General features: G+C 47.4%; 26 protein-coding genes and 1 pseudogene. 19 read left to right on the forward strand and 8 right to left on the reverse strand.

Features of this window, described 5'->3' with window-relative positions:
• Positions 1-183: 183 nt before the first annotated feature.
• Together ACTHTJ_RS06725 and ACTHTJ_RS06730 are read right to left on the reverse strand one after the other, a co-directional pair.
• Positions 184-396 carry a hypothetical protein gene (locus ACTHTJ_RS06725; protein WP_159068520.1) on the reverse strand — a complete coding sequence of 71 codons (213 nt, stop codon included), beginning with the start codon at positions 394-396 and terminating at the stop codon, positions 184-186.
• A 399-nt stretch (positions 397-795) separates the two neighbouring features.
• A complete protein-coding gene (locus ACTHTJ_RS06730) occupies positions 796-2,232 on the reverse strand; it encodes an NAD-dependent succinate-semialdehyde dehydrogenase (protein ID WP_070585730.1) in 1,437 nt (478 codons plus the stop codon).
• Positions 2,233-2,562: 330 nt separating this feature from the next.
• Between ACTHTJ_RS06730 and dnaG the strand changes: the two genes are divergently transcribed.
• Both dnaG and rpoD read left to right on the forward strand, forming a co-directional pair.
• On the forward strand, positions 2,563-4,335 hold the full coding sequence (gene dnaG / locus ACTHTJ_RS06735) for a DNA primase (RefSeq protein WP_070585729.1): 1,773 nt from the start codon (positions 2,563-2,565) through the stop codon (positions 4,333-4,335).
• A gap of 194 nt (positions 4,336-4,529) precedes the next feature.
• Positions 4,530-6,482: an RNA polymerase sigma factor RpoD gene (gene rpoD, locus ACTHTJ_RS06740; RefSeq protein WP_070585728.1), complete on the forward strand. Its 1,953-nt coding sequence runs from the start codon at positions 4,530-4,532 to the stop codon at positions 6,480-6,482.
• A 117-nt stretch (positions 6,483-6,599) separates the two neighbouring features.
• Here the strand turns inward: rpoD and ACTHTJ_RS06745 are convergent, their stop codons facing one another.
• Positions 6,600-7,952 carry a polynucleotide adenylyltransferase PcnB gene (locus tag ACTHTJ_RS06745; RefSeq protein ID WP_070585727.1) on the reverse strand — a complete coding sequence of 451 codons (1,353 nt, stop codon included), beginning with the start codon at positions 7,950-7,952 and terminating at the stop codon, positions 6,600-6,602.
• 216 nt (positions 7,953-8,168) lie between these two features.
• Here ACTHTJ_RS06745 and ACTHTJ_RS06750 point away from each other — a divergent pair, with 216 nt between their 5' ends.
• From ACTHTJ_RS06750 to ACTHTJ_RS06770, 5 genes are all read left to right on the forward strand, one after another.
• The gene (locus tag ACTHTJ_RS06750) at positions 8,169-8,354 is read left to right on the forward strand and encodes a DUF3460 family protein (protein ID WP_070585726.1); all 186 of its coding nucleotides are present in this window, start codon (positions 8,169-8,171) and stop codon (positions 8,352-8,354) included.
• A 12-nt stretch (positions 8,355-8,366) separates the two neighbouring features.
• Entirely contained in the window at positions 8,367-9,035 is a 669-nt protein-coding gene (locus ACTHTJ_RS06755; protein WP_070585725.1) for a class I SAM-dependent methyltransferase, read from the forward strand.
• Between the two features lie 14 nt (positions 9,036-9,049).
• A complete protein-coding gene (locus ACTHTJ_RS06760; protein WP_070585724.1) occupies positions 9,050-9,805 on the forward strand; it encodes a tetratricopeptide repeat protein in 756 nt (251 codons plus the stop codon).
• A gap of 80 nt (positions 9,806-9,885) precedes the next feature.
• The gene (purE, locus tag ACTHTJ_RS06765; RefSeq protein ID WP_003686478.1) at positions 9,886-10,371 is read left to right on the forward strand and encodes a 5-(carboxyamino)imidazole ribonucleotide mutase; all 486 of its coding nucleotides are present in this window, start codon (positions 9,886-9,888) and stop codon (positions 10,369-10,371) included.
• Between the two features lie 96 nt (positions 10,372-10,467).
• A complete protein-coding gene (locus ACTHTJ_RS06770) occupies positions 10,468-10,800 on the forward strand; it encodes a hypothetical protein (RefSeq protein ID WP_070585723.1) in 333 nt (110 codons plus the stop codon).
• A gap of 82 nt (positions 10,801-10,882) precedes the next feature.
• Here the strand turns inward: ACTHTJ_RS06770 and ACTHTJ_RS06775 are convergent, their stop codons facing one another.
• Positions 10,883-12,676 carry a 2-isopropylmalate synthase gene (locus ACTHTJ_RS06775; RefSeq protein WP_070461828.1) on the reverse strand — a complete coding sequence of 598 codons (1,794 nt, stop codon included), beginning with the start codon at positions 12,674-12,676 and terminating at the stop codon, positions 10,883-10,885.
• Between the two features lie 226 nt (positions 12,677-12,902).
• Here ACTHTJ_RS06775 and ACTHTJ_RS06780 point away from each other — a divergent pair, with 226 nt between their 5' ends.
• Complete coding sequence (locus tag ACTHTJ_RS06780) at positions 12,903-14,018, forward strand: methyltransferase (RefSeq protein WP_070461826.1); 1,116 nt, start codon at positions 12,903-12,905, stop codon at positions 14,016-14,018.
• A gap of 120 nt (positions 14,019-14,138) precedes the next feature.
• Here ACTHTJ_RS06780 and bfr (ACTHTJ_RS06785) read toward each other — a convergent pair whose 3' ends face one another.
• Both bfr (ACTHTJ_RS06785) and bfr (ACTHTJ_RS06790) read right to left on the reverse strand, forming a co-directional pair.
• A complete protein-coding gene (gene bfr, locus ACTHTJ_RS06785) occupies positions 14,139-14,612 on the reverse strand; it encodes a bacterioferritin (protein ID WP_003680736.1) in 474 nt (157 codons plus the stop codon).
• Between the two features lie 29 nt (positions 14,613-14,641).
• Positions 14,642-15,106: a bacterioferritin gene (gene bfr, locus ACTHTJ_RS06790; RefSeq protein ID WP_070461824.1), complete on the reverse strand. Its 465-nt coding sequence runs from the start codon at positions 15,104-15,106 to the stop codon at positions 14,642-14,644.
• Positions 15,107-15,525: 419 nt separating this feature from the next.
• On the opposite strand from bfr (ACTHTJ_RS06790), the gene typA reads away from it, so the two are divergent.
• On the forward strand, positions 15,526-17,337 hold the full coding sequence (typA, locus tag ACTHTJ_RS06795) for a translational GTPase TypA (protein ID WP_070585722.1): 1,812 nt from the start codon (positions 15,526-15,528) through the stop codon (positions 17,335-17,337).
• Positions 17,338-17,438: 101 nt separating this feature from the next.
• Here typA and ACTHTJ_RS06800 read toward each other — a convergent pair whose 3' ends face one another.
• Positions 17,439-18,395, reverse strand: coding sequence for a cupin domain-containing protein (locus ACTHTJ_RS06800; RefSeq protein ID WP_070585721.1), 957 nt, complete (start codon positions 18,393-18,395; stop codon positions 17,439-17,441).
• A gap of 129 nt (positions 18,396-18,524) precedes the next feature.
• Between ACTHTJ_RS06800 and ACTHTJ_RS06805 the strand changes: the two genes are divergently transcribed.
• Together ACTHTJ_RS06805 and ACTHTJ_RS06810 are read left to right on the forward strand one after the other, a co-directional pair.
• Positions 18,525-18,860: a carboxymuconolactone decarboxylase family protein gene (locus ACTHTJ_RS06805; RefSeq protein WP_003686488.1), complete on the forward strand. Its 336-nt coding sequence runs from the start codon at positions 18,525-18,527 to the stop codon at positions 18,858-18,860.
• A gap of 112 nt (positions 18,861-18,972) precedes the next feature.
• Complete coding sequence (locus ACTHTJ_RS06810) at positions 18,973-19,341, forward strand: rhodanese-like domain-containing protein (RefSeq protein ID WP_070585720.1); 369 nt, start codon at positions 18,973-18,975, stop codon at positions 19,339-19,341.
• A 54-nt stretch (positions 19,342-19,395) separates the two neighbouring features.
• Here ACTHTJ_RS06810 and ACTHTJ_RS06815 read toward each other — a convergent pair whose 3' ends face one another.
• A complete protein-coding gene (locus tag ACTHTJ_RS06815) occupies positions 19,396-19,734 on the reverse strand; it encodes a hypothetical protein (RefSeq protein WP_070585719.1) in 339 nt (112 codons plus the stop codon).
• A gap of 98 nt (positions 19,735-19,832) precedes the next feature.
• Between ACTHTJ_RS06815 and surE the strand changes: the two genes are divergently transcribed.
• From surE to htpX, 8 genes and pseudogenes are all read left to right on the forward strand, one after another.
• The gene (surE, locus tag ACTHTJ_RS06820; RefSeq protein WP_003686460.1) at positions 19,833-20,588 is read left to right on the forward strand and encodes a 5'/3'-nucleotidase SurE; all 756 of its coding nucleotides are present in this window, start codon (positions 19,833-19,835) and stop codon (positions 20,586-20,588) included.
• Between the two features lie 93 nt (positions 20,589-20,681).
• Positions 20,682-21,593 carry a peptidoglycan DD-metalloendopeptidase family protein gene (locus ACTHTJ_RS06825; protein ID WP_070585718.1) on the forward strand — a complete coding sequence of 304 codons (912 nt, stop codon included), beginning with the start codon at positions 20,682-20,684 and terminating at the stop codon, positions 21,591-21,593.
• Positions 21,594-21,671: 78 nt separating this feature from the next.
• A complete protein-coding gene (locus ACTHTJ_RS06830; protein WP_070585717.1) occupies positions 21,672-23,195 on the forward strand; it encodes a phospholipase D family protein in 1,524 nt (507 codons plus the stop codon).
• Positions 23,196-23,238: 43 nt separating this feature from the next.
• The gene (locus ACTHTJ_RS06835; protein ID WP_070585736.1) at positions 23,239-23,772 is read left to right on the forward strand and encodes a C40 family peptidase; all 534 of its coding nucleotides are present in this window, start codon (positions 23,239-23,241) and stop codon (positions 23,770-23,772) included.
• A 29-nt stretch (positions 23,773-23,801) separates the two neighbouring features.
• Positions 23,802-23,897, forward strand: a pseudogene (locus ACTHTJ_RS06840) (deaminase domain-containing protein); the annotation flags it as partial.
• Positions 23,898-23,901: 4 nt separating this feature from the next.
• Complete coding sequence (locus tag ACTHTJ_RS06845) at positions 23,902-24,285, forward strand: hypothetical protein (protein WP_002219725.1); 384 nt, start codon at positions 23,902-23,904, stop codon at positions 24,283-24,285.
• Between the two features lie 184 nt (positions 24,286-24,469).
• A complete protein-coding gene (hemF, locus tag ACTHTJ_RS06850) occupies positions 24,470-25,378 on the forward strand; it encodes an oxygen-dependent coproporphyrinogen oxidase (RefSeq protein WP_063075822.1) in 909 nt (302 codons plus the stop codon).
• A gap of 254 nt (positions 25,379-25,632) precedes the next feature.
• A complete protein-coding gene (htpX, locus tag ACTHTJ_RS06855) occupies positions 25,633-26,472 on the forward strand; it encodes a protease HtpX (protein ID WP_070585716.1) in 840 nt (279 codons plus the stop codon).
• Positions 26,473-26,489: the final 17 nt, after the last annotated feature.

Raw genomic sequence — 26,489 nt, forward strand, 5'->3', positions numbered from 1 at the left:
ATGTGTTTGGCGATCATGGCTTGGGCGGTTTGCTGAAAGAAGGTGCTCATGGAAAATCCCCTAAATGTCTTAGTAGGAATTTAGGGGATTTTAGGGGATTTTGCAAAGGTCTCAGGCCGTCTGAAAACCAACTATCAGACGGCCTAAATAATTAAATGCCCGTTCTACAATCATTTTTAAAAGCTAGAATGGCACTCTTTGTCCTTGTTTATCTTTAAGATGCCATTGACCTGCCGGTGTACAACCGCCGCCACTACCGCCGACAGCATAATGATCACAATTCGGATCAAGACGTTTTCCTTGAGAATATGAGCCATTTGTCAAACCATCTCCATCAAATGAACTGCATGCGCCGGTGAAAGCTACGCAAAACAGGATTAAAAATTTCTTCAACATTCACATCACCTTTTTTATAAAAGTCACACCCAAAAATTGTACCCTGAATAAAGTTTCTACGCTATCGATATGAGCTACACTGTGCAAGCAAAAAGAACTAATCTTACCTTGCTCACTGTTGTATTGCCGCCGATATATGTACCAAAATTTCCGTTGCCATCACTCAAAGAAAAACTACTGCCAGAAATTTGGAATACACATCTAATGCAATTAAAAACATATAAAATAGTTATCAAACTAATTTTATAAACATGTGACAAATTTTTTGCAACTTTGTTTCTTATGGTTTTGCTTCTTTATAAAACTCGTTCTCATAATATGAAAATTACCCAATACCTTTTCTGCGTTTAAAAAAGGCCGTCTGAAAACCAAATTTCAGACGGTCTTTACTTTGCAGCTTTATTCCGCTACATCAATGCACAAATATTTCAATTCCAAATATTCATCCGCACCATATTTGCTGCCTTCACGTCCCAAACCGCTGCGTTTTACGCCGCCAAATGGTGCCACTTCATTACTGATTAAGCCCGTATTGATACCGACCATGCCGTATTCCAAGGCTTCGCCGACGCGCCATTGACGGGCGACGTCGGAGGTGAAAAGGTAAGCTGCCAAACCGTATTCCGTATTGTTCGCAGCCTCGATGACTTCGGCTTCGGTTTCAAAACGGAACACGGGACACAAAGGCCCGAAGGTTTCTTCGCGAGCTACCGCCATTTGCGCCGTAACGCCGCTTAAAACGGTAGGCTCAAAAAACGTTCTGCCCAATGCGCTGCGTTTGCCGCCGGTCAGGCAACTTGCTCCTTTAGCCAATGCGTCGGCGATGTGCTGCTCAACTTTTTCTACCGCTTTTTCCTCAATCAACGGCCCTTGGTTTACGCCATCTTCCAAGCCGTTGCCCAATTTAAGCGCCGCCACTTTTTCACTCAATTTGCGGCAAAATTCGTCGTAAATGCCGGATTGAGCGTAAACGCGGTTGGTGCAGACGCAGGTCTGACCGCTGTTACGGAACTTGCTGGCCAGCGCGCCTTCGACGGCTTTGTCCAAATCGGCATCGTCAAACACGATAAACGGCGCATTACCGCCCAGCTCCAAACTGAGTTTTTTAATGTCTGCCGCGCTGTCGGCAAAAATTTTCGCACCTACTTCGGTTGAGCCGGTAAAGCTGATTTTGCGTACAGTCGGGTTCGTAGCAAATTCATGGCTGATTTCCGAAGCGCTACCACTGACAACAGGCAACAAATCCTGCGGCATACCTGATTCATAAGCCAGCACGGCCAACGCATACGCACTCAAAGGCGTGAGCGATGCAGGTTTGACAATCATCGCACAGCCCACCGCCAAAGCAGGCGCAGCCTTGCGCGCAATCATCGCGGATGGAAAATTCCATGGCGTAATCGCAGCGGTAACGCCGACAGGCTGTTTCAATACAACCAGTTTTTGCGACTCTTTCACACTCGTCAACACATCGCCGTCAATCCGCCTCGCCTCTTCCGCAAACCAGCGCACAAACGAAGCCGCATAATCAATTTCACCACGCGCCTCAGTCAGACTTTTACCTTGCTCCATCGTCATGATACGCGCCAGTTCTTCTTTGTTTTCTTTAATCAAAAAATACCAACGCCACAATACATCGGCGCGTTCCAACGCAGTTTTTGCCGCCCATAATTTTTGTGCCGTCTCTGCTTTTTGAATCAAAAGTTTCAGGCCGTCTGAATCAGTCTTACGGACAAACGCCAAAGCCTCACCTGTTGCAGGGTTATCAACTTTAATGGCATTTGGAATCGGAGAAAAGGAAATATCGGGATGATTGAGCAAACGGGCAAAATCTTTCATGAGAAACGACCTTTCTAAAACCGAGGATATACGTTCATTATCATATTCATACCATCAAAGTGCAACTAAATAGAAAAATAAACCAACATCAAAGGCCGTCTGAATATCTTACAGACGGCCTTTGCTTTAACGACATCATATCTATCTTAAATAACGAATGAAATACGATGATTAATACCCTACCTCAAAAGGATAAGACACATGTATTACAACAATTTGCTATAATATAAAAATCAGTTCAACCCTCATCCAAAATTCCATTTTCAGACGGCCTTTGTCTGTTTATAAGGCCGTCTGAAATGTTTTCCGTCCATCCTCTTCTGCCGAACCATGATTCCATCTGATTTCATTGACGAGCTTTTGTCCAAAGTCGATATTGTCGATATTATCGACGAGCAGGTTCCGCTGAAGAAAGGCGGGGCGAACTATATGGCCTGCTGTCCGTTTCACAAGGAAAAGACGCCGTCGTTTTCGGTCAGCCCGACCAAGCAGTTTTACCATTGCTTCAGTTGCGGGGCTCATGGTTCGGCGATTGGTTTTGTGATGGAACATCAGGGGCTGTCGTTTCCGGAGGCGGTGCAGTTTTTGGCTGATCGCGTCGGCATGACGGTACCTAAAGTTCGTGGGCAGGAAGACAACCCCGAAATCCGTGCCGAACGTAAAAAAAAGCAACAAACTTTGGAAGAAACAACGGCAGCGGCAGCGGATTTTTACGCGCAACAGTTGAAATTGAATCCGGAGGCGAAGGCTTATTTAGACAAACGCGGCTTGAGTGCGGAAGTCATCGCACATTATGGTTTGGGCTATGCGCCTGACGGTTGGCAGCCTTTGGCGCAAGTATTCCAACCCTATCCTAATACTGCGTTGGTGGATACGGGCATGGTCATCGATAACGAAGGCAAACATTACGACCGCTTTCGTCATCGGATTATGTTCCCTATCCGTAATCCGCGCGGACAAGTCATCGGCTTTGGCGGCCGCGTATTGGACGACTCCAAACCCAAATACCTGAACTCGCCCGATACGCCTTTGTTTGACAAAGGGAAAAACCTTTACGGGCTACATGAAGGGCGTGCTGCCGTAAAAGAGGCAGGACGGATTTTGGTGGTCGAAGGCTACATGGACGTGGTCGCATTGGCGCAGTTCGGCATTGGCTACGGCGTAGCGGCTTTAGGTACGGCAACCACTGCAGAACACGTCAAAATCCTGATGCGTCAGGCCGACAGTATTTATTTTTGTTTTGATGGCGACAGTGCAGGACGTAAAGCGGCTTGGCGCGCGCTGGAAAATGCGTTACCGCAATTAAAAGACGATAAATCGCTGCATTTTCTATTCCTACCTGAAGAACACGACCCAGACAGCTACATCCGCGCCTACGGCAAGACTCAATTTGAAGATGCCTTGTTAAACCAAAGCAAGCCCCTATCGGAATACTTTTGGGAACATCTTTCAGACGGCCTCAACCTCAATACGCAAGAAGGTAAAGCAGAATTGGTCAAAACCAGTTCTCCGCTTTTGGCTCAGATTACCGCACCGGCATTGGGCTATCTTCTGAAACAAAAACTCAGCGAGCTAGTGGGCATTGACCCTGACAACCTCGCCCAGTTACTCGGACAAGAAGCGCCAAAACGGCACGTCAAACAAAAAAGTTACAAACTGCCGCCTATTTCTGTCAAACAGCCAACCATGCTGACGCTGGTTCAAAGACAGATACGCAGCCTCTTGATAAATCCGGCTTGGGCTTCATATATAGACCTGCCCGATTATCTGGCTTTAAGCGGCGACTTTGCCTGCCTTGCCAATTTGGCCGAAACCATCAAACATCACGATACGACTCCTGCAACCGCACAAGTGCTTGAATATATGCGCGGTTCGCCCTATGAGGAAACCGTCAATCAAATCTTTTTATCGACCCTTCACTCTGAAGAAATGGAAGGGGATAACGAGGAAGATTGCGAAAGTTTCCAAATCGGCATGAAAAAGTTGTTAAATGAATTAAAATACAGTCAAATCGAAACTTTAAAGCAAAAAAGTATTCAAACTGGTTTGACCGAAAATGAAAAAAGACTTTTGCTGTCGCTTTTGACGGCAAAGCAAAACTAACCCCTCAGGCCGTCTGAACAATCTAAACACACGCTGCGAAACATGACACGCAGAACACTCCATCTGTAATATTTTCAGACGGCCTCAGAGTATTAAAGTGAAATCTGATTTCACAACAAAAAGCTCTGCTCCGCCTTCAGGTACGGCTACATCACCGTAAACCGTCGGCATCCTATCAACCTAGAGAGCAATCCATGTCTAAAAACCAAAACTACGAAGAATACCAAGACCAAGACGACAACCGTCCCTTGAGTATCGAAGAGCAGCGCGCCCGCCTGCGTCAACTCATTATTATGGGTAAAGAACGCGGCTACATCACTTATTCCGAAATTAACGACGCGCTGCCCGACGATATGTCCGACGCCGAGCAAATCGACAACATCGTCAGCATGATTTCCGGCTTGGGTATCCAAGTAACCGAGCAAGCTCCCGATGCTGAAGACATCCTCTTGAGCGACAACGCCGCCGCCATGACCGACGACGATGCCGTTGAAGAAGCCGAAGCAGCACTCTCCAGTGCAGATTCAGAATTCGGCCGCACAACCGACCCTGTGCGTATGTATATGCGTGAAATGGGTCAAGTCGATCTGTTGACGCGTGAAGACGAAATCATTATCGCCAAAAAAATCGAAAATGCACTGAAAAACATGGTGCAGGCAATCTCCGCCTGCCCAGGCTCGATTGCCGAAATTCTGGCTTTGATCGAACAAGTCCGCAACGACGAAATCCGTGTGGATGAAGTCGTTGAAGCCATTATCGACCCTAATGAAGTCTTGTTGAACGAATTGGGCTTAGGTCACTTAGAAAATGCCAAACCAGATGACGAAGAAGGCGAAACCGTTAGCGATGATGAAGATAGCGACGATGAAGATGAAGACGATTCAGGTAGCGACTCTGAAGCCATATCCGCTGCCCATTTGGCCGAACTGAAACAAAAAGTTTTGGAACACTTCGCCTTTATCGAGAGCGAATACGGCAAAATGATCAAGCAGTTGGAAAAATACGGCAGCCTGCACGCCAACTACCTGAAACACCGTGATGCCATTGCCAACAAACTGTTAGAAGTCCGTTTTGCCACACGTCAAATCGAAAATTTGAGCAGCAACCTGCGCAGCCGCGTTGAAAACATCCGTAAACTCGAGCGTGAAATCCGCGACATCTGTATCGACCGCGTCCGTATGGATCGCGACTACTTCATCAAAAACTTCCTGCCAGCTATTACCGATTTGGAATGGGTAGAAGAAGAAGTAGCCAAAGGCCGTGTATGGGCAAACGCGTTAGATCGTTTCCGCCACGCCATCCTCGAAAAACAAACCGAGCTGGCAAATATGGAAGCTGAAACCCGCATTTCCATCGAAGAGTTGAAAGAAATCAACAAAAACATGGTGTTGAGCGAAAAAGAAACCTCAGCCGCCAAACAGGAAATGATTCAGGCCAACTTGCGTTTGGTTATTTCCATTGCTAAAAAATACACCAACCGCGGCTTGCAGTTCCTTGATTTGATTCAAGAAGGCAATATCGGTCTGATGAAAGCGGTAGACAAATTCGAATACCGCCGCGGCTACAAGTTCTCTACTTATGCCACATGGTGGATCCGTCAAGCGATTACCCGTTCCATCGCCGACCAAGCGCGTACCATCCGTATTCCGGTTCACATGATTGAAACCATCAACAAAATGAACCGTATCTCGCGCCAATACCTGCAAGAAACCGGTGAAGAGCCGGATTCTGCCAAACTGGCCGAGCTGATGGAAATGCCGGAAGATAAAATCCGCAAAATCATGAAAATCGCCAAAGAGCCGATTTCCATGGAAACACCGATTGGCGATGACGATGATTCGCACTTGGGCGACTTCATCGAAGATGCCAACAACGTTGCTCCGGCAGAAGCTGCGATGTACACCAGCCTGCACGAAGTAACTAAAGAAATCCTCGAAAGCCTGACGCCGCGTGAAGCCAAAGTTTTGCGTATGCGTTTCGGTATCGATATGAATACCGACCACACTTTGGAAGAAGTCGGCAAACAATTTGACGTAACCCGTGAACGTATCCGTCAAATCGAAGCCAAAGCCCTGCGCAAGCTGCGCCACCCGACCCGCAGCGACCGCCTCCGCAGCTTCCTCGACAGCGAAGAAAACAAATCATAAAAGCAAACCGCAGGTTAAAAGACCTGCGGTTTTTTATTGAAATATAATAAGGCCGTCTGAAAAACAAATCTCAAAAGATTTAATCGTTTCAGACGGCCTTAAACTTATTTTGATAATTTATTCAGTTTCAGTGGTTTTCTTTTTCGGATGGCGGCGGCGACGTTTGGGTTTGCCATCGGTTGATCCACTTTGTTTCTGACGTTTGTGATCATTGGCAACAGTCATTTGCTGGCGTGTTTCCTCATCGGCATGTTGGAAAGTTGTCCACCAAGAAGCCATCTCTTTATCAACCTCGCCAACCTCGCTACGCAAAATCAGGAAATCATAAGCGGCTCGGAAACGTGTTTGCGATAGCAGGCGATATGGGCGTGCGCCGCGCATATTGTCAAATTGCGGCTGAAATTGCCAGACTTCACGCATGGTTGCAGAAAATCGTTGCGGTACACCCCAACCCTTCTCTACTGTGTCACGCATGGTGTTCATCGCATCCATCAATGCAGGGACAGTTTTTTGTCCATGGCTTAGATTGCGTTGCCAAATAGCGTTCAGTGTCGGCCACAATACTGCCGCCAATACGAAACCGACGGAAACGGACTTATCCGCACGGATACGCTCGTCGGTATTTTTCAAGGCCAACATAATCATACGGTTTTCAGCCGCTTCGGCAGTTTTCAAGGCATCTAAAAGCGGATGGATGCCTTCGGGAATACCCAACTCGTTTAGCCTTTTCAAACAGGCACGAGAATAACCGGAAAACAGAATTTTCAGAATTTCGTCAAAAAGACGAGCAACAGGCTCATTTTTCAGACGGCCTGCATATTCTGCAATTGGCAAAGCCGTTTGCTCTTCCACTTCAAAGCCCAACTTGCCCGACAAACGGACGGCACGAAGAATACGGACAGGATCTTCCTGATAGCGTTCGGCAGGATCGCCTATCATCACCAATTTTTTATCGGCAACATCAGCCACACCCTGATGGAAATCCCAAATCTCCTCTTTAATCGGGTCGTAATACAGCGCATTACAAGTAAAGTCGCGACGCATGGCATCTTCTTCAATGCTGCCGTAAGTATTGTCCTTCATAATACGGCCTTGCGCATTTTGCTGAACCTTATCGCCACCGCGGAACGTCGTGACTTCAATGGTTTCAGGTCCGATCATCACATGAACAATTTGGAAACGGCGGCCGATAATGCGGCTGCGGCGGAATACTTTGCGGATTTGCTCCGGCGTGGCATCGGTTGCGATATCAAAGTCTTTGGGCTCGACCCCGAGCAACAAATCTCGAACGGCACCACCCACAACATAAGCCTGAAAACCGGCTTCATGCAGGCGTTTGGCAATTTTCTCTGCAGCAAAGCTCAACATATCCGCGCGGATACCGTGTTGCTCAAGCGGGATAATTTCCTTTTCAGGCAACGATTTGACGTGTTTTTTAGGCAACACTTTATGCAGCCATTTCTTTAACATAAGCAGCTCTTTTCACAATAAAAAAGGCCGTCTGAAACTTGTCTGGCTTAAGCCTTTGCACAATATTCTGCCGTAGAAGGAGCAAAACATTGAGCAAAGGCTTCAGACGGCCTAAAAAAGACGTGCCATTATACCTTATGGAAGTTCGATTAATTAGCGTATTGGCAAAAAATATCGGCTATAATGACGGTCTGACAACGATTCAGGCAGAACATCATGTACTACTACAAATCCGAAGCTACCCAATTCCTCGACAAACTCATGGAAGACAATCCCGAAATGGAAGCGCAACGCCTCGAAAACCGCCATTTACTGTGGGATGTTACCCTCAATCCGACCGAGCAGGCCGAATTTGAAGCAGCCAAAGTCAACAAAAAACCCTATACCTACTATCAAGACTAATCCCGTATCGGCATGACGACCAACACACACAATACCGATCCGGCATTACAACATTACCTCAACAGCATCGGTCAATCCGAACATCCCGTTTTGACCGCATTGCGCGAGCGTACCCAATCACATCGCCTGGGAAAGATGGCCATCGCCCAAGAGCAGGCGGCCATGTTGGTGTGGTTGGCTAAATTATTGAATGCCAAAAAATATTTGGAAGTTGGCGTCTTTACCGGTTACAGCAGCACCGCCATGGCGCTTGCCCTCCCCGAAGACGGCAAAATCACGGCTTGCGACATCAATGTAACCTTTACCGATATTGCCCGCGAAACATGGCAGGCAGCAGGCATAGCGCATAAAATCTCGCTTCATCTGCAACCGGCTTTGCTGACTTTGGACGATTTGATTGTGCAAGGCGAATCGGAAAGCTATGACTTGGCGCTTATCGATGCCGACAAACCGCCTACGCCGAAATATTTTGAACGCTGTTTGCAACTGGTACGGAGTGGCGGCGTGATTGCCATCGACAATATTTTATTGGGAGGACGCGTCATGAATGAAGCTACCGAAAATGATCCGCCCAGCTTGGATATCCTGCGCCATTTCAACCAAAATCTGCCGCACGATACACGCATTACTCCCATTACCCTGCCTGTCGGCGATGGTTTGACATTGCTACTAAAAAAATAAAACGACACAATCCGATGAAAACATTATCACATTCTCTGTTTCTTTTGCCGCTTACTCTATTGGCCGCATCATGCACCGTTTCCCATCCTCCCCAATCTACCGACAATCCCAACTTTGTCCTACCGGATATTCCGCGTGAGCCTTTACATGAAAAAAGTATCCCCTATCCGCGTTTAGACGCACAAACCCAGATTGACCACTTGGGCATACAAATTGCCCGACTGGAACGCACGGTCGAAGAATTAAATCAACGCTTGCAAACACTAGAACAACAACGAAACAGCAAACGTCCGACTACTTCGGCTTCCAAACCCAAAGCCCAGCGATTGGATGACCGCAAGCTGAAAATGAACTATTTGGCCAATGGCGGCGGCGTGCCGTCTGAAACAGATTCAGCCGCACAAAATGAACTGCGCCTTTATAACCAAGCGCAAAAATACTATCAGCGTAACAACTTCTCCGCCGCAGTAGCCATCTTAAAAGAGGCTGACGGCGGAAACGGCAACGAAATTGCCCGCCGCAATATGTACCTGCTCCTGCAAAGCCAACAACGTCTGGGCAACTGCGAATCCGTTATAGAAATCGGCAACCGCTACGCCAACCGATTCCGCAACAGCCCGCAAGCTCCTGATGCCATGTACAGCATCGGCCAGTGCCAATACAAGCTGCAACAAAAAGACATCGCCCGCAGCACATGGCGCAAACTGATACAAAGCTTCCCCAACAGCGAAGCGGCAAAACGCGCTTCCATCAGTCTCAAACAAAGATAAACGTTCAGACGGCCTTGTCATCTCCAAGGCCGTCTGAATATTTTTTTACCCTTAATCCATTCAAGCAAAAGGAACTCCTCATGATCCAAGTCGGCATTATTATGGGCAGCAACAGCGATTGGCCGGTGATGCAGCAGGCAGCACAATTTCTCAAAGAATTCGGCGTTGAATACGAAGCGCGTGTCGTCTCTGCACACCGTACGCCTGATTTGATGTTTGAATACGCCGAAACCGCACGCGAACGCGGCATCAAAGCCATCATTGCCGGCGCGGGCGGCGCAGCGCATTTACCGGGCATGGTCGCTGCCAAAACCACGGTTCCCGTCTTGGGCGTTCCCGTTCCCAGCAAATATCTGCGCGGCGAAGACTCCCTGCTTTCGATTGTACAAATGCCCAAAGGCGTTCCAGTTGCCACATTTGCCATTGGCGAAGCAGGCGCAGCCAATGCAGCGCTGTTTGCCATTTCACTTTTGGCCAATGAAAATCCTGAATTGGCTGAAAAACTGGCGGCTTTCCGTGCCAAACAAGAACAAACCGTTCTAGCCATGGAATTGCCTGAAGCATAACTGACAAAGGCCGTCTGAACGTTGTAAAGGGAAACTTTGATTTCGTTTTACGATTGTTTAGACGGCCTTAGTCTTTTATCAAATTGAACTAATACCATGAAAACCCTAGCATTCGTCCTACTCTCCACCCTGCTTTGCGCCTGCCAAAGCCCAAGTATTCCTACTCAATCAACCGCCATTCCATCTCAACAGCAAGCCCAAGATACAACCGGAAACCTGATTATCTTCTATGATACCCAAACCGGTTCCGCGCCATTGCTAAAAGCAGTGAAAACCTCCGGTGCAAGTTTGATTTACGAATACAAAAACCTGCACGGCATTGCCATTCGTCCATCAGCCAAAACCAATATTCAAGATGCCATTGCCTATTTCAAAAAAATAAATGGCGTATTGTCGGTCGAACAAGACCGACTGCTTAAACTTCAATAAACAGATTCGTTCTTTAACCAAATAAAAAAGCCGTCTGAAACGCATCACTACGATTTCAGACGGCCTTTACTTTTTCAATAAATCAAATCATGCCGCTGCCTTGCGCTTTAGGCTTGGCTTGACCGAATTCCAATTTGCTCAGTGCAGACAGATAAGCCTTAGCAGTCGCCACCAACACGTCGGTATCTGCGCCTTGACCGTTGACCACACGGTCGCCACGTTGCAGGCGGACAGAAGTTTCGCCTTGGCTTTCTGTGCCTTGCGTTACTGCGTTGACAGAGTAAATCTGCAAGGTTGCGCCACTTTGAGCCACGCTTTCAATGGCTTTGAAGATGGCATCAACAGGGCCTGAGCCGCTAGCGGTAGCGTGTTTTTCTTCTCCGCGAATACTGAACACGATATTGGCACGAGGTTCTTCGCCGGTTTCGGTGCTGATTTTTTGGGAAATGAATTTATAGCTTTCGGTATTCATATTGCCCATTTCGTCAGACACCAAAGCGTGCAGGTCTTCATCAAAGATTTCGCGTTTCTTATCCGCCAGCTCTTTGAAGCGTGCAAATGCCGCATTCAACGCCTCTTCGCTTTCCAACTCAATACCCAAATCTGCCAGCTTGCTGCGGAATGCGCTGCGGCCAGAGAGTTTGCCCAAAGTCAAGCGGTTGGTTGACCAGCCGACTGATTCGGCAGTCATGATTTCATAGGTTTCAGGGTGTTTCAACACGCCGTCTTGGTGGATGCCTGATTCGTGCGCAAAGGCGTTTGCGCCGACTACTGCTTTGTTTGGCTGAATCGGATAGCCGGTGATAGTAGATACCAGTTTGGATACCGGCACGATTTGCGTGGTATCGATGCCGGTTTCCAAGCCGAACAAATCATGACGCACTTTCAACGCCATCACGATTTCTTCAAGGCTGGCATTGCCCGCGCGTTCGCCCAAGCCGTTGATGGTACATTCCACCTGACGCACACCTGCCTGAACAGCAGCCAATGAGTTAGCAACCGCCATACCCAAGTCATTATGGCAGTGGGTCGACCAAACTACTTTGTCGCCATTGGGAACGCTTTTGATGATGTTGCTGATACGCTCGTACCATACGGAAGGGATGGAGTAGCCGACAGTATCAGGAATATTGATAGTAGTCGCCCCCGCTTCAATAACCGCCGTAAAGATTTTGGCAAGGAAGTCCAAATCCGAACGTACTGCGTCTTCAGCAGAAAATTCCACATCGTCAGTGTATTCTTTAGCAATTTTTACCGCTTTGACCGCCGCATCGATGACCTGCTGCGGCTTCATTTTCAGTTTGTGCTCCATGTGGATCGGGCTGGTGGCGATAAAAGTGTGAATACGTTTATTCGGAGCAGGGGAAACAGCTTCGCCTGCTTTGCGCACATCGTTTTCAACGGCACGCGCCAATGAGCAAACTGTAGATTTAGTAATGATTTTGGCAATCGCATTAACCGATTCAAAATCGCCCGGACTGGCTGCTGCAAAACCTGCCTCAATCACATCAACACCCATCTTTTCCAACTGGCGGGCAATACGGATTTTCTCCTCTTTGGTCATGGATGCACCGGGCGACTGCTCGCCGTCGCGCATGGTGGTATCGAAAATGATAACGCGGTTGGTTTGTGTCATTTCTGTTCTCTCCAGAGATTCGTTTTTTTGTAAAAAAGCATTCAAATCAAGCGGTCTGCCTTGCACTTCCGCCAAAGCGGTCAGTTTTTGCAACTGAGCCAAAGGCAGGGAACCGCGTGTACGCCATTTATAGATAGCCGCCGTCGTTGCAGCATTTTCCGGGTCGTGCTGTTTCAGGGCTTCGGCCAGCGCGTTTACGCCACCAAAATAGGCAACCAAACGGTCAATGTCTAATTGCATGATGTTCCTTGTCCAAATCTGATTAAGATTATTGTGTTCTAGTTTTGCATTATACTCATTTTAGACAAAACGACAATCTATTTTTATCAAAATATTAGTATAAATTTTAAAATCTGAGAAAATTTTATACATTTTGTCTAATTCAGACTATTAAAAGCTCCTCTCAAACCGAACACATCCTAAATATAGTAAACTAATCCCCTATTTCTCCGATTTGAAACACATTATGCCCCACACCATCCCTACCGACCGTTCCGACATCGAATGGCGCAACGAAAGCACACAAAAGCCGCCTAAGCAGGCGGTTTACATCCAAGAAGCAGCCACAGCAGAAATTTTAAAAAATGCCCACGCGCAAACTGCAACTGTTTGGACTGGCGATTTTCATAATGCCAAGCAAGTCTTAGCCGCAATGAAAAAGCGTATCCGCAGGCCGTCTGAAAAAAAGAAAGGCGCACCTGCCGATATTCAGACGGCCTTCCACGCCCACCGTATGAAACAAGCTCAGCAAAGTCGTTTGCTCAATATGCTTGCCGTTGAAATTCAACCGAATTTTCAACTGGGCAATGCACGCGCACCCAACATCTACTCTGCCCTGTGCGATGTTTACGACACACCAAACGACAAGCCGTTTCTTTTGCCGCTGAATCAATTACTGGGCTTTATCGGTGCACACGAATGGCACAAAAAAGGCATAGATATCCCTCAACTAGACGGAAAAATCCATGTTCCTTTCGGCGTATTCTCTCCACTGCGCGGCGAGTATTTGGATTTAATCACACAAGCCCCACTCGCTCCCAATATTCAGACGGCCTTTGACATCGGCACCGGTTCAGGCGTTATTGCCGCAATTTTGGCCAAACGAGGCATACCCGACATCATTGCCACAGACACCAACCCCAAAGCAATTGCCTGCGCCATAGCAAACCTCGAACGCCTAGGCTTGGATAAAGCCGTCAATATCCAATTGATTGATTTATTTCCCAAAAGTTGCGCCGACCTTATCGTCTGCAATCCGCCTTGGCTGCCGGCAAAACCGACCTCCGCTATTGAGACTGCACTTTACGACCCAAACAATGCCATGTTGACAGCCTTCATTAACGGCGTACGTCATCACTTAAATCCAAACGGCGAAGCTTGGCTGATTATTTCAGATTTGGCAGAACACTTGCATTTGCGTGATAAAGACTTTCTAAACCAATGCTTTCAGACGGCCTCACTCAATGTAGTCGATATTTTGAAAACCAAACCGCAACACAAAAAAGCAATAGATGAATCCGATCCTTTGGCGTTTGCCAGAAACAAGGAAACTACTTATCTATACTGTCTGAAAGCGATATAAAATCAAGGCCGTCTGAACATTCAGACGGCCTTTAAGCATTTCCACAAAAGAAAACGGCATATCGTAAAGATATGCCGTTGATGGGAGCAGGGACTGCTATATTTGGCAGTGGTTTGTGTTTTAGTCCTCTTGCGCCGCTGTTTGCAGGTAGTTTGGCAAACCAACTTTACCAATTAATTCCTGCTGAGTTTCAAGCCAGTCGATGTGTTCTTCGTTGATGTCTTTTTGTTTTTCCAACAAATCACGGCTGACGTAGTCTTGTTGCTCTTCTGCAAGAGCGATGGCTGCAACCAGAGCATCATGTTTTTCATACTCTTTTTTCAGATCGCAGGCAATGATTTCTTCGGTAGATTCACCGATCAACAGTTTACCCAATTCTTGCAGATTAGGCAGGCCTTCCAAGAACAAAATACGCTCGATCAAATCGTCTGCGGATTTCATTTCGCGGATGGATTGTTTGAAGAAGTGTTCGCCCAATTCTTCAAAACCCCAGTTTTTCAAAATGCGGGCATGCAGGAAGTATTGGTTAATGGTAATCAGCAACAAACCTAAGTTTTTGTTCAGCTCGCGAATAACTAAGCGATCGCCTTTCATATTCAGCTCCTTATATGTTATAGGCTAGATTACAGTTGGCTTTGGTAGTAGTTGCCTTCGCCGACCAATTCGATCAGACGCAGTTGTTGTTCCAACCAGTGAGCGTGATCTTCTTCAGTGTCTTTCAGTTGGGCAACCATCAAATCGCGGGTAACGTAGTCTTGAGCTTCTTCGCACAATTTGATGCCTTTTTTCAACGCATCGCGTACTTCGTATTCAGTATTCAAGTCTGCTTTCAGACAAGAGACTACGTCAGTACCGATGTTCAGTTCGGCACGGGTCATTTTAGGCGTACCGCCCAACATCAGGATACGACGGATGAAGTCTTCGGCGTGAGTGGTTTCTTCTTCCATCTCGTGGTTCAAACGTTCGAACAGTTTGGTGTAACCCCATTCAGAGTACAGGCGAGAGTGGATAAAATATTGGTCGCGAGCAGCCAACTCACCAGACAATAATTCGTTCATGTAATCAATAACTGCTTGGTTGCCTTGCATAATTCTTTCTCTTTCTTTTAAAAGTTGATAATCACGAAATGAAGATTCGTGTGTTGTTATGGAATGAGGTAATTGTATGCATAAGTAGCACTTTTGACAAATTTTCTATTTAAAATACAAACAATTATCAAAAAATTTAACCCGCTTAAAAGGCCGTCTGAAAAATTAATCCCCTGTTTTTAATAATAATTTTTTGACATTAGTATTAAGAATCCATTGCATTATTCAAAAACATTTACATTTATTAACCATAAATAAAAGCAAATAATCCAACAAAATCAATCAAATTTAATTATGGATTATTCTCAACTACTGTTGCCTCATTTTTTTGACTCTTCTATTCGGCCAACACTTAGGAATCATGCTATAATTACCAGTTATCTTTTTTTTAAGCACCTAGTTGAAACACATAAATTATCATGAAACAAATCCGCAATATTGCCATCATCGCCCACGTCGACCATGGCAAAACCACATTAGTTGACCAATTGCTGCGCCAGTCCGGTACATTCCGTTCCAACCAACAAGTCGAAGAACGCGTCATGGACAGCAACGATCTTGAAAAAGAGCGCGGCATTACCATTCTCGCTAAAAATACCGCCATCGAATACGAAGGCTACCATATCAACATCGTAGATACCCCGGGACACGCCGATTTTGGTGGCGAAGTGGAACGTGTATTGGGCATGGTTGACTGCGTCGTACTGTTGGTTGACGCACAAGAAGGCCCTATGCCGCAAACCCGTTTCGTGACCAAAAAAGCCTTGGCTTTGGGTCTGAAACCTATCGTTGTTATCAACAAAATCGACAAACCGTCTGCCCGTCCAAGCTGGGTTATCGACCAAACTTTCGAACTCTTCGACAACTTGGGCGCAACCGACGAACAATTGGACTTCCCTATCGTCTATGCTTCCGGCCTGTCCGGCTTTGCCAAACTGGATGAAAACGACGAGAGCAGCGATATGCGTCCTCTGTTCGAGACCATTTTGAAACACACGCCTGCACCAAGCGGCAGCGCGGACGAAACGCTGCAACTGCAAATTTCCCAACTGGACTACGACAACTATACCGGCCGCCTCGGTATCGGCCGCATCCTGAACGGCCGCATCAAACCCGGCCAAGTCGTTGCCGTTATGAATCATGAAGAACAAGTCGCCCAAGGCCGCATCAACCAGCTGTTGGGCTTCCAAGGCTTGGAACGCGTACCTTTGGAAGAAGCTGAAGCCGGCGATATCGTGATTATTTCCGGTATCGAAGACATCGGTATCGGCGTAACCATTACCGACAAAGACAATCCTAAAGGCTTGCCTATGTTGAGCGTGGACGAGCCTACCCTGACCATGGACTTTATGGTCAATACTTCTCCTTTGGCCGGTACTGAAGGCAAATTCGTGACTTCCCGCCAAATCCGCGACCGCCTGCAAAAAGAATTGCTGACCAACGTTGCCCTGCGTGTTGAAGATACTGCCGACGCTGATGTATTCCGCGTTTCCGGCCGTGGCGAATTGCACCTGACCATTTTGTTGGAAAACATGCGCCGTGAAGGCTTTGAATTGGCAGTCGGTAAACCGCGCGTGGTATTCCGTGAAATCAACGGTCAAAAATGCGAGCCTTACGAAAACCTGACCGTGGACGTACCGGATGACAACCAAGGTGCCGTTATGGAAGAGCTTGGCCGTCGCCGTGGCGAATTGACCAATATGGAAAGCGACGGCAATGGCCGTACCCGTCTGGAGTACCACATTCCTGCCCGCGGCCTGATCGGTTTCCAAGGCGAGTTCCTGACTTTGACCCGCGGTACCGGCTTGATGAGCCACGTTTTTGACGACTACGCACCGGTTAAACCCGATATGCCCGGCCGTCACAACGGCGTACTGGTTTCTCAAGAGCAAGGTGAAGCTGTTGCTTACGCCCTGTGGAACTTGGAAGACCGCGGCCGTATGTTCATTTCTCCAAACGACAAAGTCTACGAAGGCATGATTATCGGTATTCACAGTCGCGACAACGACTTGGTGGTAAACCCTCTGAAAGGTAAAAAACTGACCAATGTTCGTGCCAGTGGTACAGATGAAGCCGTGCGCCTGACTACGCCTATCAAATTAACTTTAGAAGGCGCGGTTGAGTTCATCGACGATGACGAACTGGTTGAAATTACGCCACAATCTATCCGCTTGCGTAAACGCTATCTGAGCGAATTGGAACGTCGCCGTCATTTCAAAAAACTGGACTAATTCTGTTTGATTGATAAGTTTTAAAACTAAGGCCGTCTGAAAAGTGTTTTGGAAATCTTAGATTTCATTTTTACACTTTCAGACGGCCTTTTATCATCTGTTTAAATAAAGTAAATCGGCATTTCTTCCGCTTGTACTGCCGCTTCATCAGCGCGATCATTCTTACGATATTGCCCCGGCGATATCCCATATTGCTTTTTAAATGCCTTGCCAAAATGCGTTTCCGATTGAAAACCCACCGAGAGCGCAACCGATAAAACCGAATCCGCCGTCTGTTTCAACAATAATGCCCCCTGCTGCAAGCGGATACTGTTTACAAAGGCGTGCGGGCTTGTTCCCGTCTGCTGCTTAAATACCCGCATCAACTGGGCGCGAGATAAGTTGGCCATCTCGGTCATTTTCTCGATATTCCACTCTTCTTCCGGCTTATCCACTACTGCCTGAAGCAGATTCCGCAGGCGTTTGTCCTGCCAACCATTCAGCAAACCGCTTAATTGCGCTTCCCCATTTTTTTCCAAGCTGGCTCGAAGTAGAAATACCAGCAACACCGAAGCCAATGCGTTCACAACCGCTACCGAGCCGGACAAAGCCTGGCCGCTCTCATATTGCAATAACGCCACCAAATATTGCAAAGAAGGATGGTTGATATTCAGCAAAACCGTGTCAGGCAGCCCCGCCATAATATCTGCCTGCGCTTCATATTCAAACCGCGCGCAGAAAAGATGCAAAGCCGCATCGCCTCCTGCATGACTTTGCTTGACTTTAAATGCGCCTTTTTCACTCGTCAGCACGTTGACGCCAAGATTTTCACAACTGCTGTCGCTGCTCAAAGTATGCCCTACGCTGCGCGGAAAAAAAATGATATCCCCCGCACTCAGCAGCCTTGTCTCTTGCTCCCCATCAATTCGGATATAACCCGAACCGGCAGTGACGATATGCACCAAACCATGCGCACGCTTTGGTTCATGCCGCACATACCACTCCCCCCGAAACAGACATTGAACATCCACGCTGCCTTTTACCTGCGCCAATTCGACCAGCCTATCCAAAATATCCATAGTGTTTTTTTACCAATAAATGAGATGTTTTGACGATTTAAATCTTCCAGTTATTGCAATAATACACACACCAAACACAAACGGATAGGATTTTTTATCTTATCCACTCACATTAAGAAAGGACATATCATGTTTAAAGACTGGCCTGAACATACCGCCTTGGTAAAAAAAGCATTCGGCGAACTGGGTAAAAACCATCCTAAAATGCTGCAAGCCTACGGCGCACTGGATCAAGCAGCCGCTGCCGAAGCACTGGATGCCAAAACACGCGAACTGATTGCCATTGCCGTTGCCATTACCACACGTTGCGAAAGCTGCATCAGCGTGCATGCAGCCGCCGCAGCCAAAGCAGGTGCAACCGAAAGCGAAATCGCCGGCGCATTGGCCACCGCTATCGCACTGAATGCAGGTGCCGCTTATACATACGCTTTGCGCGCTTTGGAAGCAGTAGAAACCCAACGCTAATCGGTTTGTAAAATCAGGCCGTCTGAAAGCCGACTCCCCTTTCAGACGGCCTTATGAAATGCTAAACTGATAAAGTTATCATATTGTTTTCTGTCTAATAGGAGATTGAACCATGAAGAAACTGCTGACCGCCGTACTTTTTGCCGCCGCTATTGCCACTCCTTTGGCCGCTTCCGCAGCCTCTATGCCTAAGGTTGAAAAAAGCGCGGCACAGCCTGCAAAAGCAAAAGGCGTTTGGATTGATGTCCGCTCTGCCGAAGAATTTAAAGAAGGCCACTTGCAAGGTGCGCTCAATATCCCTCATGACCAAATCGTTGACCGCATCAAATCCGTCAGCCTGGATAAAAACGCACCGGTAAACCTCTACTGCCGCAGCGGCCGCCGTGCAGAAGCCGCGCTGACTGAGCTGAAAAAAGCCGGCTACACCAACGTAACCAACCATGGCGGTTATGAAGACTTGGTGAAAAAAGGTTTGAAATAAATCTGGTTGATTTTAAAAAGGCCGTCTGAAACTTTTCAGACGGCCTTTATTGCATTACAGGCAGCAACTTCCAAATCTCAAACGTTTGCTGAGACCGGTTTCATGAATCAATTGTTTGATAACCAAAATATTGGTGTTATCGGCCAACGCACGAATGCTGTGTGCTTCTATCGGTTCAAGACGGATAACTTGCAAGCCTTCGGTTTGCAAAATTTCGTCTACCGTTTTGATTTCGGCTTTGCCGTTTAAAACCAAAAGCAAAATAATCGCATCCGCCTCATATGCCGGAATTTCATTATCCTTTTGCAGTGAAAGCTGAACAATCTCCTGATTGCCGTCTGAAGCAATCACGCCGCCCAATAAAGCTTTGGGATCTAACTCATAATGTTTCATTATTATCCTTTCCGCCCAAACGTTGCCGATTCGTGGACAATCGCTCAAGCAAACCAGTACAATACCGCCCATCTTACCGATAGACACAGTATTGTCACATGAACATATTAATCTCAAACGACGATGGTTATCTTGCGCCCGGTTTGGCAGTTTTGGCAAGAGTATGTGCAGAATTTGCCAATGTCAGGGTGGTTGCGCCCGAACGCGATCGCAGCGGCGTCAGCAATTCCCTGACTTTAGACCGTCCTTTACAACTGAAACAGGCGGAAAACGGGTTTTACTATGTGAATGGCACCCCTACCGACTGCATTCATGTCGGCCAACACGCCCTCGCCGATTTCAAACCCGACTTAGTCTTGTCCGGCATTAACAACGGCGCGAACATGGGCGACGATACGCTTTATTCCGGTACAGTTGCCGCCGCGACGGAAGCCTACCTGATGGGCATACCCGCCATTGCTTTCTCGCTTGCCGATTCCAGCGGCCGTTATTGGGAAACTGCGGAAAAAGCCGCTTGGATACTGCTTTCCTACTTTCTCAAACGCCCTATTTCCGAACCCATTTTATGGAACATCAATATCCCTGCCGTCGCACCTGAGGATATCCAAGGCATCAAAATTACACGGCTCGGCCGCCGTCATCATGAGCAAAGCATTGTTCCCATGTATAATCCACGTGGCGAACAAATTTATTGGATTGGGCCGGTCGGCGATGTTTCCGACAGCGAAGAAGGTACCGACTTTGGCGAATGCGCGTCCGGCTTCATCACAATTACCCCCCTGCAAGTCGATTTGACTGCCTACGGACAAATGGAGCAAACCGCTTCCTTTTGGTCAGAAATCCCTGCGCCTTAACAGTCCCTAACAGCCGAACACTTGAGAAACAAGCATATTTTTATTATGATATGCCCCGACGAGAACAATTACCCGAATACGAAAGTCATTAACATGTTGAAAAAAAGTGTATCTTATGCCGGATCGGCAGCTTTGGTTTTATTACTTGCAGCCTGTGCCAGCCAACAACCGGCTCCTGTAGTCGTCGGCACACAAAGCGGTGGTTCAACAACAAACTCTACCGCTGACAATCCTTACGGTGCAGCGCCTTACAATACCAACACCAGCCTAGCGGCAGATGCTCCATACACTCCGCCGGCAAGTACACCTGCTCCAACGTACAACAGCGGCAGCACCGGCACTTACACGCCTTCTTATGCGCCTGTTGATATTAATGCAGCGACACATACTGTTGTTCGTGGTGATACCGTTTACAACATCTCCAAACGCTACAACATTACCCAAGACAATCTGCGCGCATGGAATAACTTGGCCGACAACACCATCAGCATTGGTCAAACCCTCCGTGTGAAACCTGAAGGCTACGTTGCACCTGCAGCTTCTGCAAGCAAACCTTCTACGCCAACAACTACAACCACTGCTCCGGCTCCAAGTATTCCTGCCAATACACCAACCGTGTCTACCGGCAGCAGCCGCAACGTCAGCGGCATCACATGGCAACGTCCGACTACCGGTAACGTTATCGCCAACTTCGGCGGCAGCAACAAAGGTGTAGATATCGCCGGTACGCAAGGCCAGCCTGTTGTTGCAGCGGCAGACGGTAAAGTCGTTTACGCAGGCTCAGGCTTGCGCGGTTACGGCAACTTGGTCATCATCCAACACAACTCCTCATTCTTGAGCGCATACGGCCACAACCAACGCCTGCTGGTTAATGAAAACCAAACCGTTAAACGCGGTCAAACTATTGCGCACATGGGTAATACCGATGCATCTCGTACCCAATTGCACTTTGAAATCCGTCAAAACGGCAAACCGGTCAATCCGGCAAGTTATGTTGCCTTCTAAGCTGATTCAAGCAACCTAATTTCACTTCAATCCCTGCCTAAATGTCATTTAGGTAGGGATTGTTTGTACCGGTTCCCCATGAAATTTCATCTTCCCTTTCTTTATATCCTGCTATTGGGTGGGTGCGCCGCGTTTTTGCCTTCATTGGATGAACGCACCCAAAGCAGTTATCTTGACATACCTGCAACGCCGCGGCTGGACAGCGCATTAGGCATTCCTTCTACATCCTCCAAGACCGATGTTTCCCATATCTATCTGCTGAACGATGCCCATGAAGCCTTTGTTGCCCGTGCCACCCTGATTGAATCTGCCGACCATACCCTCGATTTGCAGTACTATATCTGGCACAACGACATCTCCGGCAAGCTTCTCTTCAACCTGATTCATCGCGCGGCCGAACGCGGCGTCCGTGTGCGTTTGCTTCTGGACGACAACAACACCAACGGCATGGATGATCTCCTGCTGGCACTCGACAATCATCCCAATATTGAAGTCCGTCTGTTTAATCCCTTTATTTTCAGAAAATGGCGTGCACTCGGCTACGTTGCCGACTTTCCGCGACTTAATCGCCGGATGCACAACAAATCGTTTACCGCCGACAACCGTGCCACCATTTTGGGCGGACGCAATATCGGCGACGAATATTTTAAGGTTAACGACGATACCATCTTTGCCGACCTCGATATCCTCGCCACAGGCCGCGTCGTAACCGAAGTATCCCAAGACTTCGACCGCTATTGGGCAAGCCACTCCGCCTATAACGCGACCAGCATCATCAAACGGGGAAACCTGCAAAAAGGATTGGCAGAGCTTGATTACACCGACCAAGATAAAAATCAAACGCTCATCCGCTACCGTCAAAGTATCGAACACTCCAACCTCTATCAAAAAATGCAGAGCAACCTTATGGAGTGGCAAAGCGTCAGCACACGTTTAATCAGCGACGATCCGGCCAAAGGCTTAGACCGCGACCGGCACAAACCGCCTATTTCCGAACGCCTGCAAGACGCCCTCAAGCAACCCGAAAAAAGCGTTTACCTTGTCTCCCCCTATTTTGTGCCCACAAAATCGGGCGTTAAGGCCATAGAAAAGCTGATTCACAACGGCGTGGACGTTACCGTTTTGACCAATTCGCTCCAAGCAACCGACGTTGCCGCCGTCCATTCCGGCTACGTCAAATACCGCAAGCCCTTGCTTAAAGCTGGGGTCAAACTCTATGAGCTCCAGCCCAACCACGCCGTTCCGACCTCCAAAGACCGCGGCTTAACCGGTAGCTCAGCTACCAGCTTGCACGCCAAAACATTCATCGTGGACGAGAAACGCATTTTCATCGGCTCATTCAACCTCGACCCACGCTCCGCACGCCTCAATACCGAAATGGGTGTCGTCATCGAAAGTCCCGAAATCGCAGGCCAAATGCAGCGCACCCTCGTAACGACCACCCCAAGCTACGCCTATCAGGTAACGCTTGGCAATTACAACAAACTATACTGGTATGACCCAAGCGAAAAACGAACTTACGCACACGAGCCCGAAGCCAAGTTCTGGAAACGAGTTACTTCAAAAATCCTGTCCATCCTACCCATAGAAGGATTATTATAGAGGTCGTCTGAAAACAGAAATCATGCAGCCGGAGGAATTCACCATGTCTCGACTCATCTGCAAAACCCTATTTGTTTGTACCACCAGCCTATTGTTGGCCTCCTGCGGCACTACCGGTAAACACAAATCCCACAAGCCGCAAACAACCGTCAGAAAAGTCCAACCTGTCCGCATTTCCCATATCGACCACACCCAAGGTTCGCAGGAATTGATGCTTCACAGCCTAGGCCTGATCGGTACGCCCTACAAATGGGGAGGCAGCACCACAGCCACAGGCTTTGACTGTAGCGGCATGATCCAATTCGTCTATAAAAACGCCCTCAACGTCAATCTGCCACGCACCGCACGCGATATGGCCGCAGCCAGCCGAAAAATTCCCGACAGCAAATTGAAAGCCGGCGATCTTGTCTTCTTCAATACCGGCGGCGCACACAAATATTCCCATGTCGGCCTCTACATCGGCAACGGCGAATTTATTCACGCCCCCAGCAGCGGTAAAACCATCAAAACCGAAAAACTTTCCACTCCGTTCTACGCAAAAAACTATTTGGGCGCACATACTTTTTTTACTGAATAAATCAAGGCCGTCTGAAAGGTATCGCAATATCATCATTAAAGGCCTGTCAATCTTGCAGCAATGTTATTTTAGAGTTTAGAAATCGCTATCCAAATATTCAATTAAATATTTTTACAGGAAAATAGAATCATGGAAAAAATAAAAAATTATATAGAATTCAAGAAATTATTTAAAAATATAACGGAAAAATTTGTCAGAGATTTAGATATAACATTAATTGAAGCAGCTGAATATTCTATAATTGAATTCGAAATTTATTTATCTGAATATCCGGAAGATAGTACATTTATTTTTACAGCATGGGCAATCTATCTGTTAGAAAATAACTGTCTCAATGAAAGAGGAAAAGATAATTTTTTCATCGCGGAAATGAAAAAATGTTATCAACAAACTAATTTGGATAGAATAAAATCTATCTATTCTTCGAGTGACTATCATATTTTTGCTAAGGATGTAAACAAGATTCAACAAACATTTAAATTAAATCTTGCCAATATCATGCAGCAAGAGTAGCAACTGTATTTTTAACCCCGTAATACCTTTCAATCTATTGCCGATGAGTAACGCTTGATTGCAAGATACGCCCATGCAAAAATTTACCCATAATAAAGAAACAGAAAAATAACAATTAGTTTCAACAACTTAAATCATCTTCCGCCCTGTCATTTTACAAATACGAAACCATCAAGGATATATCATGCACACAGAATCCGTTCTAACCCTCCTCAAAACACTGCAAAACCAAATCTGCGCCGCGCTGGAGCAAGAAGATGGCGAAGCCAAATTTGTGCATGAAGTATGGACTGGGAAGCTGGGTATCGGCGAAACCCGTGTATTGAAAAACGGCGCAGTATTCGAGCAGGCCGGTGTGAATTTTTCGCATGTAAAGGGAACAAAAATGCCGGCTTCTGCTACGGCCCATCGTCCGGAATTGGCAGGCGCGGCGTTTGAAGCCATGGGCGTGTCGCTGGTCATTCATCCGAAAAATCCTTATGTTCCGACCAGCCATGCCAATGTGCGCTTTTTTATTGCCTACCCTGAAAATGCCGAGCCGGTTTGGTGGTTTGGCGGCGGCTTTGATTTGACGCCGTTTTATCCTTTTGAAGAAGATATCGTGCATTGGCACACAGTGACTCGGGACGTATGCGCGCCATTTGGAGAATCGGTTTATCCTGAATTCAAACAATGGTGTGACGAATATTTCTATTTGAAACACCGTAACGAAACACGCGGCGTGGGCGGCCTGTTTTTTGACGATTTAAACCGCTGGGATTTCGATACCTGCTTGAATTTTATCAAGGCAGTCGGGGAAGGCTATATCGCAGCGTATCTACCGATTGTGGCCAAACGCAAAAATACGCCTTATGGAGAACGTGAACGAGATTTCCAACTCTACCGTCGCGGACGCTATGTGGAATTTAACTTGGTTTGGGACAGAGGCACGCTGTTCGGCCTGCAAAGCGGCGGCCGTACGGAAAGCATTTTGATGTCCATGCCGCCTTTAGTACGCTTCGAGTATCAATATGCGCCGGAAGAAGGTTCTCCAGAAGCCGCATTAAATCAATTTTTGGTAGCGCGAGACTGGCTGCAGGAATTCGGAAAATAATATCTGTTTGCAATCAGGCCGTCTGAAAAGCTGTTTTTAATCATAAATCCTGCTTTTTCAGACGGCCTTTGCTTCAATTGCTTTGAATTTGCATACCTTTGCCTATTGCGCTGTTTCATCTCTATAGAGTTTTTGAGACATTGCTTTGAATTTGCATACCTTTGCCTATTGCGCTGTTTCATCTCTATAGAGTTTTTGAGACAATGCGCCCATATAAAAATCACCTCACAAACCACACTAAAAAGGAATAATCGGTGAAACGCATTTTCTTATTTATCGCAACCAATATCGCAGTTCTGGTTGTCATCCGTGTTATTTTGGCTATCTTGGGCATCAACAGTACCGACCAAGTCGGCAGCCTGTTGGCTTATTCCGCAGTCGTCGGCTTCAGCGGCTCGATTGTCTCCCTGCTGATGTCGAAAACCATCGCCAAACATTCGGTCGGCGCCGTCGTCATCGACCAGCCCCAAAGCGAAGAAGAAGCTTGGCTGTTGGCAACTGTTGAAGCGCAAGCCCGCCAATGGAATCTGAAAACACCGGAAGTAGCCATTTACGACTCTCCAGAGCCTAACGCCTTTGCAACCGGCGCGACTAAAAACAGCTCGCTCGTCGCCGTCAGCACCGGCCTGCTCGACCACATGACCCGCGATGAAGTCGAAGCCGTTTTGGCGCATGAAATGGCGCACGTCGGCAACGGCGATATGGTAACGCTGACGCTGATTCAAGGTATTGTGAATACTTTCGTCGTCTTCTTGGCGCGTATCGTTTCCAGCATGGTGGCGCGCAACAATGACGGCAGCACTTCGCAAGGTACATATTTTATGGTCAGCATGGTATTGCAGATCGTATTCGGCTTCCTCGCCAGCATCATTGTGATGTGGTTCAGCCGCCAACGCGAATACCGCGCCGATGCGGGCGCTGCAAAACTGGTGGGCGCGCCGAAAATGATTGCCGCCCTGCAACGCTTAAAAGGCAGCACCAGCGATCTGCCGCAAACCATGACCGCAATGGGCATTGCCAGCGAATCCAAAGACTCTTGGTTCAGTACCCATCCTTCTTTGGACAACCGCATCAACCGTTTGAAAAACCGCTAATCGAAAACATCAAGGCC

The sequence above is a fragment of the Neisseria sp. P0018.S001 genome (genome assembly GCF_051957355.1).
In the GTDB taxonomy this organism is placed as follows: Bacteria; Pseudomonadota; Gammaproteobacteria; order Burkholderiales; family Neisseriaceae; genus Neisseria; species Neisseria subflava_A.

What these genes read in the sequence shown, in the direction of transcription:
- bfr (WP_070461824.1), bottom strand. Translation starts at nt 15,106, where the DNA reads ATGCAAGGCAACCAAGCAGTTATTGATTACATGAACGAATTATTGTCT.
- ACTHTJ_RS06760 (WP_070585724.1), top strand. Translation starts at nt 9,050, where the DNA reads ATGAAAACATTATCACATTCTCTGTTTCTTTTGCCGCTTACTCTATTG.
- purE (WP_003686478.1), top strand. Translation starts at nt 9,886, where the DNA reads ATGATCCAAGTCGGCATTATTATGGGCAGCAACAGCGATTGGCCGGTG.
- ACTHTJ_RS06825 (WP_070585718.1), top strand. Translation starts at nt 20,682, where the DNA reads ATGTTGAAAAAAAGTGTATCTTATGCCGGATCGGCAGCTTTGGTTTTA.
- ACTHTJ_RS06810 (WP_070585720.1), top strand. Translation starts at nt 18,973, where the DNA reads ATGAAGAAACTGCTGACCGCCGTACTTTTTGCCGCCGCTATTGCCACT.
- ACTHTJ_RS06725 (WP_159068520.1), bottom strand. Translation starts at nt 396, where the DNA reads ATGTTGAAGAAATTTTTAATCCTGTTTTGCGTAGCTTTCACCGGCGCA.
- ACTHTJ_RS06780 (WP_070461826.1), top strand. Translation starts at nt 12,903, where the DNA reads ATGCCCCACACCATCCCTACCGACCGTTCCGACATCGAATGGCGCAAC.
- ACTHTJ_RS06805 (WP_003686488.1), top strand. Translation starts at nt 18,525, where the DNA reads ATGTTTAAAGACTGGCCTGAACATACCGCCTTGGTAAAAAAAGCATTC.
- ACTHTJ_RS06775 (WP_070461828.1), bottom strand. Translation starts at nt 12,676, where the DNA reads ATGCAATTAGACATTGACCGTTTGGTTGCCTATTTTGGTGGCGTAAAC.
- dnaG (WP_070585729.1), top strand. Translation starts at nt 2,563, where the DNA reads ATGATTCCATCTGATTTCATTGACGAGCTTTTGTCCAAAGTCGATATT.
- ACTHTJ_RS06800 (WP_070585721.1), bottom strand. Translation starts at nt 18,395, where the DNA reads ATGGATATTTTGGATAGGCTGGTCGAATTGGCGCAGGTAAAAGGCAGC.
- ACTHTJ_RS06815 (WP_070585719.1), bottom strand. Translation starts at nt 19,734, where the DNA reads ATGAAACATTATGAGTTAGATCCCAAAGCTTTATTGGGCGGCGTGATT.
- hemF (WP_063075822.1), top strand. Translation starts at nt 24,470, where the DNA reads ATGCACACAGAATCCGTTCTAACCCTCCTCAAAACACTGCAAAACCAA.
- surE (WP_003686460.1), top strand. Translation starts at nt 19,833, where the DNA reads ATGAACATATTAATCTCAAACGACGATGGTTATCTTGCGCCCGGTTTG.
- ACTHTJ_RS06750 (WP_070585726.1), top strand. Translation starts at nt 8,169, where the DNA reads ATGTACTACTACAAATCCGAAGCTACCCAATTCCTCGACAAACTCATG.
- typA (WP_070585722.1), top strand. Translation starts at nt 15,526, where the DNA reads ATGAAACAAATCCGCAATATTGCCATCATCGCCCACGTCGACCATGGC.
- ACTHTJ_RS06730 (WP_070585730.1), bottom strand. Translation starts at nt 2,232, where the DNA reads ATGAAAGATTTTGCCCGTTTGCTCAATCATCCCGATATTTCCTTTTCT.
- ACTHTJ_RS06755 (WP_070585725.1), top strand. Translation starts at nt 8,367, where the DNA reads ATGACGACCAACACACACAATACCGATCCGGCATTACAACATTACCTC.
- ACTHTJ_RS06845 (WP_002219725.1), top strand. Translation starts at nt 23,902, where the DNA reads ATGGAAAAAATAAAAAATTATATAGAATTCAAGAAATTATTTAAAAAT.
- ACTHTJ_RS06830 (WP_070585717.1), top strand. Translation starts at nt 21,672, where the DNA reads ATGAAATTTCATCTTCCCTTTCTTTATATCCTGCTATTGGGTGGGTGC.
- ACTHTJ_RS06835 (WP_070585736.1), top strand. Translation starts at nt 23,239, where the DNA reads ATGTCTCGACTCATCTGCAAAACCCTATTTGTTTGTACCACCAGCCTA.
- bfr (WP_003680736.1), bottom strand. Translation starts at nt 14,612, where the DNA reads ATGAAAGGCGATCGCTTAGTTATTCGCGAGCTGAACAAAAACTTAGGT.
- ACTHTJ_RS06770 (WP_070585723.1), top strand. Translation starts at nt 10,468, where the DNA reads ATGAAAACCCTAGCATTCGTCCTACTCTCCACCCTGCTTTGCGCCTGC.
- ACTHTJ_RS06745 (WP_070585727.1), bottom strand. Translation starts at nt 7,952, where the DNA reads ATGTTAAAGAAATGGCTGCATAAAGTGTTGCCTAAAAAACACGTCAAA.
- rpoD (WP_070585728.1), top strand. Translation starts at nt 4,530, where the DNA reads ATGTCTAAAAACCAAAACTACGAAGAATACCAAGACCAAGACGACAAC.